Annotated in this window: 7 protein-coding genes; 1 reads left to right on the top strand and 6 read right to left on the bottom strand. The window is 58.2% G+C overall.

Annotated elements, in window-relative coordinates; translation table 11 throughout:
- The 4 genes from WC421_11565 to WC421_11580 all read right to left on the bottom strand — a co-directional run.
- Window positions 1–1,566, bottom strand: a 1,566-nt coding sequence (locus WC421_11565; GenBank protein MFA5162864.1) for a recombinase family protein, incomplete at its 3' end; no start/stop codon positions are given.
- A gap of 3 nt (window positions 1,567–1,569) precedes the next feature.
- On the bottom strand, window positions 1,570–1,884 hold the full coding sequence (locus tag WC421_11570) for a hypothetical protein (GenBank protein ID MFA5162865.1): 315 nt from the start codon (window positions 1,882–1,884) through the stop codon (window positions 1,570–1,572).
- On the bottom strand, window positions 1,881–2,150 hold the full coding sequence (locus WC421_11575; GenBank protein MFA5162866.1) for a hypothetical protein: 270 nt from the start codon (window positions 2,148–2,150) through the stop codon (window positions 1,881–1,883). Before WC421_11575 ends, WC421_11570 begins: the two co-directional genes overlap by 4 nt.
- Window positions 2,147–2,401: a hypothetical protein gene (locus WC421_11580; protein MFA5162867.1), complete on the bottom strand. Its 255-nt coding sequence runs from the start codon at window positions 2,399–2,401 to the stop codon at window positions 2,147–2,149. Before WC421_11580 ends, WC421_11575 begins: the two co-directional genes overlap by 4 nt.
- A 170-nt stretch (window positions 2,402–2,571) precedes the next feature.
- Here WC421_11580 and WC421_11585 point away from each other — a divergent pair, with 170 nt between their 5' ends.
- Window positions 2,572–3,042, top strand: coding sequence for a hypothetical protein (locus WC421_11585; protein MFA5162868.1), 471 nt, complete (start codon window positions 2,572–2,574; stop codon window positions 3,040–3,042).
- A gap of 190 nt (window positions 3,043–3,232) precedes the next feature.
- Here WC421_11585 and WC421_11590 read toward each other — a convergent pair whose 3' ends face one another.
- On the bottom strand, window positions 3,233–4,117 hold the full coding sequence (locus tag WC421_11590; GenBank protein MFA5162869.1) for a PorV/PorQ family protein: 885 nt from the start codon (window positions 4,115–4,117) through the stop codon (window positions 3,233–3,235).
- Window positions 4,118–4,121: 4 nt separating this feature from the next.
- On the bottom strand, window positions 4,122–7,405 hold a 3,284-nt coding region (locus WC421_11595), incomplete at its 5' end, for a hypothetical protein (protein MFA5162870.1).

Below are 7,405 nucleotides of genomic sequence, written 5' to 3' on the forward strand. Positions count from 1 at the left end.
TCCGCCAGATTTTTCCATAGATATAACCGCATGGCGCGAACCGGGGATATCCGCCTTCACCGGCATGTAATATTCTATTGTCCCGCCGTCTTTGTCCTTGTCCACCTCAATCCGCTTTATCCACTGGCGCAGGAACGCCTTTGATTCAGTCAGTGTGCTGGTTTGGAGGAACTCCTGTACCTCTTTGACATAACACGCTATTTCCGGGCCTGAAATCGCCAGAATATCGCGTTCCTGCCGCGCTTTCAACGCCCTCAAGGCTTCCTCCAACCCCGCGATTTGACCGCGCAAATCTTTGATTCTGGGCGCAAGGTCGGCTAATTCCATAAGCCCGGTCTCCAGCGCGTTATAGAGCTTGTGCATCCGCTTGTTGCAGTCCGCGATTTTAAGCTCCATGGCCGCTATTTCGTCCTTCACGCCGCCTTTTGAGGCGATTATCTCCTCGTTTACCGCTTCTATCAGTTTTGCGATGTTTCTGGCCGTAAGCACGTTCTCCCGCAGTTTGCTGATTACCGCGTTCTCCAGCTTCTGCCGGTTTACGAATCCGCAGTCGCAGACCTCCTTGCCGCGTTTGAGGTAATTCTGGCACACATAATAGTGGAATTGGCCGGATTTCGCGGGGACGCCTATCATCTTCGCGCCGCATTGTTTGCAATAGACCATCCCGCTCAACAGATATTCGCTGACCGTTTCGCGCGGGTGCATGACCTTCGGGGCGCGTTCCTTCATCAATCTCGCCACGGTTTCAAAGACTTCTTTGGAAACTATAGCCTCATGCGTGTTCGGCACACGCACGATGACCTCATTCGGGTTTTTTGCGTATTTGCCGTCGGCGTGGTTATGACGGTTAAATATATTCGCGCCGGTATAAGCCTCATTGGTCAGGATGTAATGGACTACCGTTATGCTCCAAGGCCGACCGGCGCGGGTGCGCAGGCCTTCGCCGTTGAGCGCACGGACAATCTCTTTGAGGCCGACGCCATGCCGGGACATTTCGAACATGCGTTTTATGATAATCGCTTCGGCAGGCTCCACGACCAACTTATTCTTCGGGGCGCCATGCACGACGACCTTTCCCATCCGGTAGCCGTATGGCGGCGTGCCGCCGTTGCGGTAGCCGCGTGTGGCGTTCTCTTTGAGGCCGCGCATCGCGTCATGGGCCAGATTGATTGAATAAAATTCGTCTACCGCCTCAAGCATAGCCTCCATGAGGTGGCCGGAGGGCGTGTCGTCTATCGGCTCGTTGATGGAAATCACGTCTACGCCGTGCTTTTTGAGCAGTTTTTTGTAAAGGATTGAATCTTCCCGGTTGCGGGCGAACCGCGAGAACTTCCAGACCAGTATGAGGTCAAACGCTTTGTTCTTAAGCTTGGCGTCATAAATCATTTCCTGAAACTTGGGCCGGTCGGCGGAACGGGCGGACTCGGCCTCGTCTATATATTCAGCAGCGACGGGCCAGCCCTTCTTGTCGGCGTATTCGCGCAAAGCCTTCAACTGGGCAGGAATCGACAAATCCCTGTCCGCCTGGCCTTGCGAGGATACACGGGCGTATAATGCTGCTTTCACGGGTTACCTCATCGCACGAAAATATGCTGCTACCAGTTTTGCGGTTACTTCGCTTCTGGCGGCGATGTGCCAGTCGGTGTTCTTTTCCGGCGGGACGGGGGATTTGTAGTCGTAAATAATGAATTCCAGTCCGTTGATTTTGCCGGGCCATTCAACGCGGGTTTTGCCGCAGGGGAAGGCATACGGGCGCGGTTTGCCGAATACCCAGACAAGGTCTTTGTATGTCGTGCCGTCGGGCATGTAGCCGGCAAGGCTCATGCCGGTTTCCGGGCCGCAGCCCATGCGAAGCTCGATATCCACTGTCAGCCGGATTTTCATAGCATGGCCTCCGAGGTCTTCTCCTCGCCGGTTTCGGCGTTGATGATTTTGTAATGCCGCCGGTTCATTCTGGCGGGATCGCGGTATAGCTCCTCAACCGTGATTGCCCATTTTGCGTTCGGCAGCAGCCGGCGGACGTCGGACAGCTTTAATTGGGCGAACGGGAGGTATTCCTCCAATTTGCCTTTCAGCGGCAGGTCTTCCACGTAGCTTTCGCCGCCGTTTTGCTTGAGGCTGATGTAGCGGGCTTTCAGGATGAGTGTCATATCGCCTCCCGCGCGTCTATCTGCGCGATTGTCCGGCCTTTATGCTGAATGATGAACCGTATGCGGCTTTTGCCGTTTGCCACCTCCGGGCGGCGGGCCTGCGCTTCGGCGAAAGCCCGCGCTTCGTCCGCCGTGTCAAACTTGCCGATTGTGCGGCGTATCGTGCTGCGGAACCTCGTTCCCGCCAGCGTCGTTGATACCGCCGCCACGTAGTATTTCGCCTGTTTGCCCGTCGTGGTTCTCGTCGTCATATCGTTTCCCTCCTCACCTGAAGATTACAATGAGTTCCGCGAAACATCAAGGCAATTCTGATGCTGTTTTCCGTCTGAGAAACCGGTGAAGGAAAGCCTTGATTTCTGCGCGAAGTTGCTGTACATTCACTGGTGGCGGGAAGCAAAATTCCGAAACGGGAGGCGACATTATGAAAGCGCGCGACGCGAAAGTCGGACATAAATACCTGACGCAGAAAGGCGCGACTGTCACTATGACCGGCGAGAAGGACGGCAAATTCGTGATGACGCTGACCAGCGGAATCGTATTTCGGTGCGGGCCGGACTACGAATTGAAGCCGGTTAATGGCAACGCGGGCGGCAAGGTCGCAAAGGCCGCTGCACCGAAGCAAAAACTGCCGGAACAGACAAACGCCGTCAGCGCAACCGCCGCCAAGCCGCGCGGCGTGTCGCTGGCGTCCATCATAGACCCGTTTCTGCTCAGCGGCGGACATACCGTGGACGACATCGCCATTGAAGTGCGGAATAAAGCCGGCGACGCCGCGCGAGGCAAAGATGTTGAAGCCAACGTGCGCGCGCGGATGGTGACGTATACCCGCAAAGGCTGGCGCGTCGTCAAGGACGAGAACAAGCGCGTCAAGGTCGTTCAGGGAAAAGCGTAAACGCAGGGGAATCGAGGCAGCCATAATGTTTGCGCTTTGCCTCGACATCAATAGTTTAGCGCGCAGCCAGGCCGGTGTCACGCCCTGAATTTTGGCTACATTTTTGCAAGCGTCAATATCGTCGGGGAACTCGGGGAGGGAAATGGAGCTGCGCTATTGCGTGGGTCGCTTGCGTTTCTGGTATGTCTTATCAAAACTTCGCCGTCAGCGTGAACCTGTGGCTGTTGCCCAGTTCGCCTTGCGATGTATAGGCGTAATCCACACGGAGCTTGCTTATCGCTATCCCGAAACCAGCATTGAAACCCAGCAGGTTGTCCGACGGGATATTGGTGTTGGTGATGTCCTTGCTGTAACCCGCGCGCAGGGCCAGAATGCTGTGCAGCGCGACTTCCGCGCCTGCCGCTATCGTGCTGCAATTTTCCGGGATGTTGCGTTTGAAATCAACCGCAAGTGTGACTGTTTTGATTGTCGTTGCTGCGCCGAACGACGCTGTCGCGGGGAGGTTCTCGTCTATCGTTCCCACTTTGCCGGATTTGCCGACGTTGACGATTGACGCGCCTAACCGGAATAGCTCCAGGTCGTAAATCGCGCCCGCGTCAAAGCCGTAGCCTGTGCCGGATTCTTCCTCAATTTTGTTGCGCACCGCTTTCAGCACGCCGCCCAATGACAGCTTGCCAAAATTTCTGGCGTATGCGGCTTGCAGTGCCATATCATAGGCGGTGAATGTGCCGGTTTGCGCGCCGGTTGTGTCGCGCCCGTCCAAATCGCCATAGTGCAGGTATGTAAAACCGTAAGCCATTCGCCCGCCCAGCGCGTTATGCGCGAACGCGATGTTTTCCAGCTTGTTTTCCTGTGCAAGTTCCACATGCGACAACGCGGCTTCCATGCCATCGCCGGCGACGGAGGCGGGATTTGTGTAAACCGACTGCGCGCCGCCTGATAACGCCGTTACCGCGTTTGCCATGCCCTGCTCGCGCGCGCCGGGAGTGATTTTCAGAAAAGCCGAGCCGGTTGTCGCCGCGTGGGCTTGCTGCGCTATCGTCGCCGCCAGTAATGCGATTATAAACTTGTTCATGGCATTACCTCACTATCGCGAACTTCTTTTTGGCTTTGACGGTCTCGCCGCCGTTATGGGCTTCCATGATAGCGGTATAAATGCCTGAACCTGCGCCGCTCATGTCCCAGGTATATTCGTATGCGTATTCCGGCGATGATATGTTGGGCGCGCCGTCCATGCGCGCGCTGTGGCGCAACTGGCCGGACACGTCGTAAATCCTGATGTCCGCGCCATCGCCTATGCCGCATTCAAGATGCAATATCGGCTTGTTGCCGCCTTTGGCCGGATTGGGATACACATAGAACTGCCGGAACGCGAATGTTACCGCCGCCATCGGGTTGACGCCCTGCACCATCGGCTGATAGAGCGAGAAATGGTTTGTCTGCGCGGTCAGCGCGCCGCCCGCAAGCTGCGATTCCACCGGCTGCCAGGTTTGCGAAGCCTCGTCCCAGTTGTAGACAGCAAGGTCGCGCTCCGTTTTCCCCGCCGGGATTTGAGAGGCGTCATACGGAATGGTCAGCGTCGCGGGCGAACTGAATACCATCCCCTCCGGCCCGAATTCATACGGCGCGCCGGCGGGCATGAGCTTGCGCGTTTTCAGGTAAGCGTCGCGCTGAACCTCGGTTTGCGTTGACTGCATGACGGTTATTTCCGCCTCGCCCGCCAGCGCGCCCTGCGGCAGAATAACCCGCGCGCCGCCGGTATAGCTCACCGCTCCGCCCGCCGCGTCAACCACTTTGCCCACCTTGACGCCCTCATCGGTAACATAAAGCGAATGCTCCGGCTCAAGCCGCGCAAGCAGCGACGATTGTTCCGCCGAGACCGTTTCTTCAGGCGCGGACGCGCCGCTGCGCGCCCGTCCGCCCGTTGACGGCGGCAGCCCGTAGCGCAGCAATGCGCAGCGGAATGCGTCCACCGCCCATAAACTGCCGTCCGGGGCCAGCGCGACATCTGCCGGCATATAAAACCCGGTTATGTTCCAGTACGCCCGCCCGGACCGGTCCAGCTTCTGAATACGGCTGCCCAGGCGGTCGGCCAGATAAACCATATCCGCGCGGTCAAAACGCAATCCGGCGGGCCGCTTGAACCCGGACAGCGATTTCACGAATTTGCCGGACGGGGTAAACTGCATCAGCCGGTTGCCGCGCTCGTCCGAAATCCAGATGTCGCCGCCGGAGGACACCGCTATCCCCGCCGGACGCGAATACCCGGACATGAACGCGTCAAATATCAGCCGCAGGGCGGACTCCCAGGCGGAGGAGCCGTAGCCGTCGCGCAACTGATAATCGCCGGCGGACAGATTGGTGCTGAAGGAAAGCAGCAGCTTACCGTCGGGCGAGAACGCATTGACGCGCGACAGGTTCTTGTCCGCCGTGTAGATATTGCCCGCCGCGTCCAATGCCACCGACGACGGGAAAAACAACTGGTACGGCCTGCGCCCGGTTTTGCTTATCTCTAGCAGCACGGCGCCGCCGGGCGTGAGTTTCAGAATGCGGTGATTGTAAGTGTCCGCGACATACACATTCCCCGACGGGTCAACCGCCACGGATTGCGGCTTGTTCAGCCGCAGTCCGCCCCGGCGGACCAGCCCGCCGCCAAGCTCGCGCACCACCACGCCGGAGGTGTTGACCGCTATCACCCGGTCCGCCCCGGTGTCGGCCACCCATACCAGCCCGTCGGGACCGACCGCCACGCCGCGCGGCGTGGTCAGGTTCAGCCGCAGCTTCTCGCGGCGGCCCATGACCTGCGCCAGTGCCGGAACGCCGATATAAACCGGCGCGGCCAAAGCCGCGCAGTTCCCCGCCGTGTCGCAGCCCTCCACGCGCAAATTATATCCGCCCGACAGCCCCGCCGTATTCCACAAAACAGCCGTTGAAGACGACAACGCGACCGAGCCGGAGCTTATCAGAACCCCTGCCGCCGTCGTTGACGCCGCATAACTGATTGTCCATGACGATAAATTCGCGTCATACGCGTTTGCGACAACCGGCACAACGCCGGTAAACGCCTGCTCCACGCCGACGGCGGATGTGGACGGGAACACAAGATTAACGGCGGGCGGGGTGGTGTCAACAAAAACGGAGACATCAAACGCTCCGGTCGTAACCGATGAGATATTGCCGGCGAAATCCTGCGCGGCGATGGTAAGTGTCCAGCTTCCGTTTGAAAGCGACGCGGCGGGAACATCCGCGTTGTTGGCGGCGAACACCGTCGCGCCGGTGGCAAGGCTGGTCAGATACGCATACGAGGTTGGCGCGGGGTCAAGATTGTCGGTTACGGTATAACGCACCGGCACCGCGCCGGCATACGACGCTCCCGCAACAGGCGAACTTACGGTTATTACCGGACTTGAGACATCAACGACGGTGAGCGTGCTGACGCCGACAGTGCCGTAATACTTGCTGTCGCCGTCGAATTCGGCTTCCAAAGCATATTCCACGCGCAACGGATGCGGCAAGTCAAAAACGAAATGCGCCGTGTCGCTTGAGACGACGGCGCTGCCCAGCGCGGTCCGCGTGGAACCGTCCGCAAAAAACAGCCTCAGCGTTTTAGGCTCGGTGTCCTGGAACCGCAGCGACGCGCCGTTTGCGGCGGCAATCTGCACCGCCACCGGCACGGAAACAGTGGAATAGGTTACCGTGGAGAAATCCAGAATCCGGGCATACTCTTTTTCAACCGACAAGGTGACGGTTTGGGTTGAGGATGTGTAATAAAACCCGTCACCTGGAAATGCTAGGGTGACGGTATATGAACCGGGCAGCACGGTATCCAAAGGAACATAGGTGACAGCAGCGCCGCTGGCCGACGTGGTGGCGACAAAAACCTGTCCGTTCATGGAGAAATTGACCGGTTTGCCGGCGATTGCACCGCCGGAATAGGTAAGCGAGGCGGACAACACGGCGTATTCGTTATAATACGCGGTCAAATCGCCGGTATAGGCAAGCTGCGGGTTGTTTGGCACGACTGAGATTATCGCGTTGGTGCGGGTCTCTTCCAAATCGCTGGGGAAGAACACCGTCGCGCTGTTTGATATGGGAACACCGGCGGGCATGTCGGATCGCAGGCGTGTCTCAACGGTAAACTTGCCGCCTTTGCGCGGCCCCGCATCGCCGGTAAATACGGTGAGCGTACGGGTGTGCGGGTCATAGGCGTAAGGGAAATTGGCGGGCGTCTGCGCATTCGTTGCCCAGTCAACGGAATAGAAATCCCGCACGGAAAGAACGGAATCATCAAGATTCGCGTCAAGAGCATCTGTAACATAAGTTCCGAAAGCCGTGCCCTCGCCCTCGTTTTCAAATTCAACGG

The organism is Elusimicrobiales bacterium (genome assembly GCA_041651175.1).
In the GTDB taxonomy this organism is placed as follows: domain Bacteria; phylum Elusimicrobiota; class Elusimicrobia; order Elusimicrobiales; family Elusimicrobiaceae; genus JAQTYB01.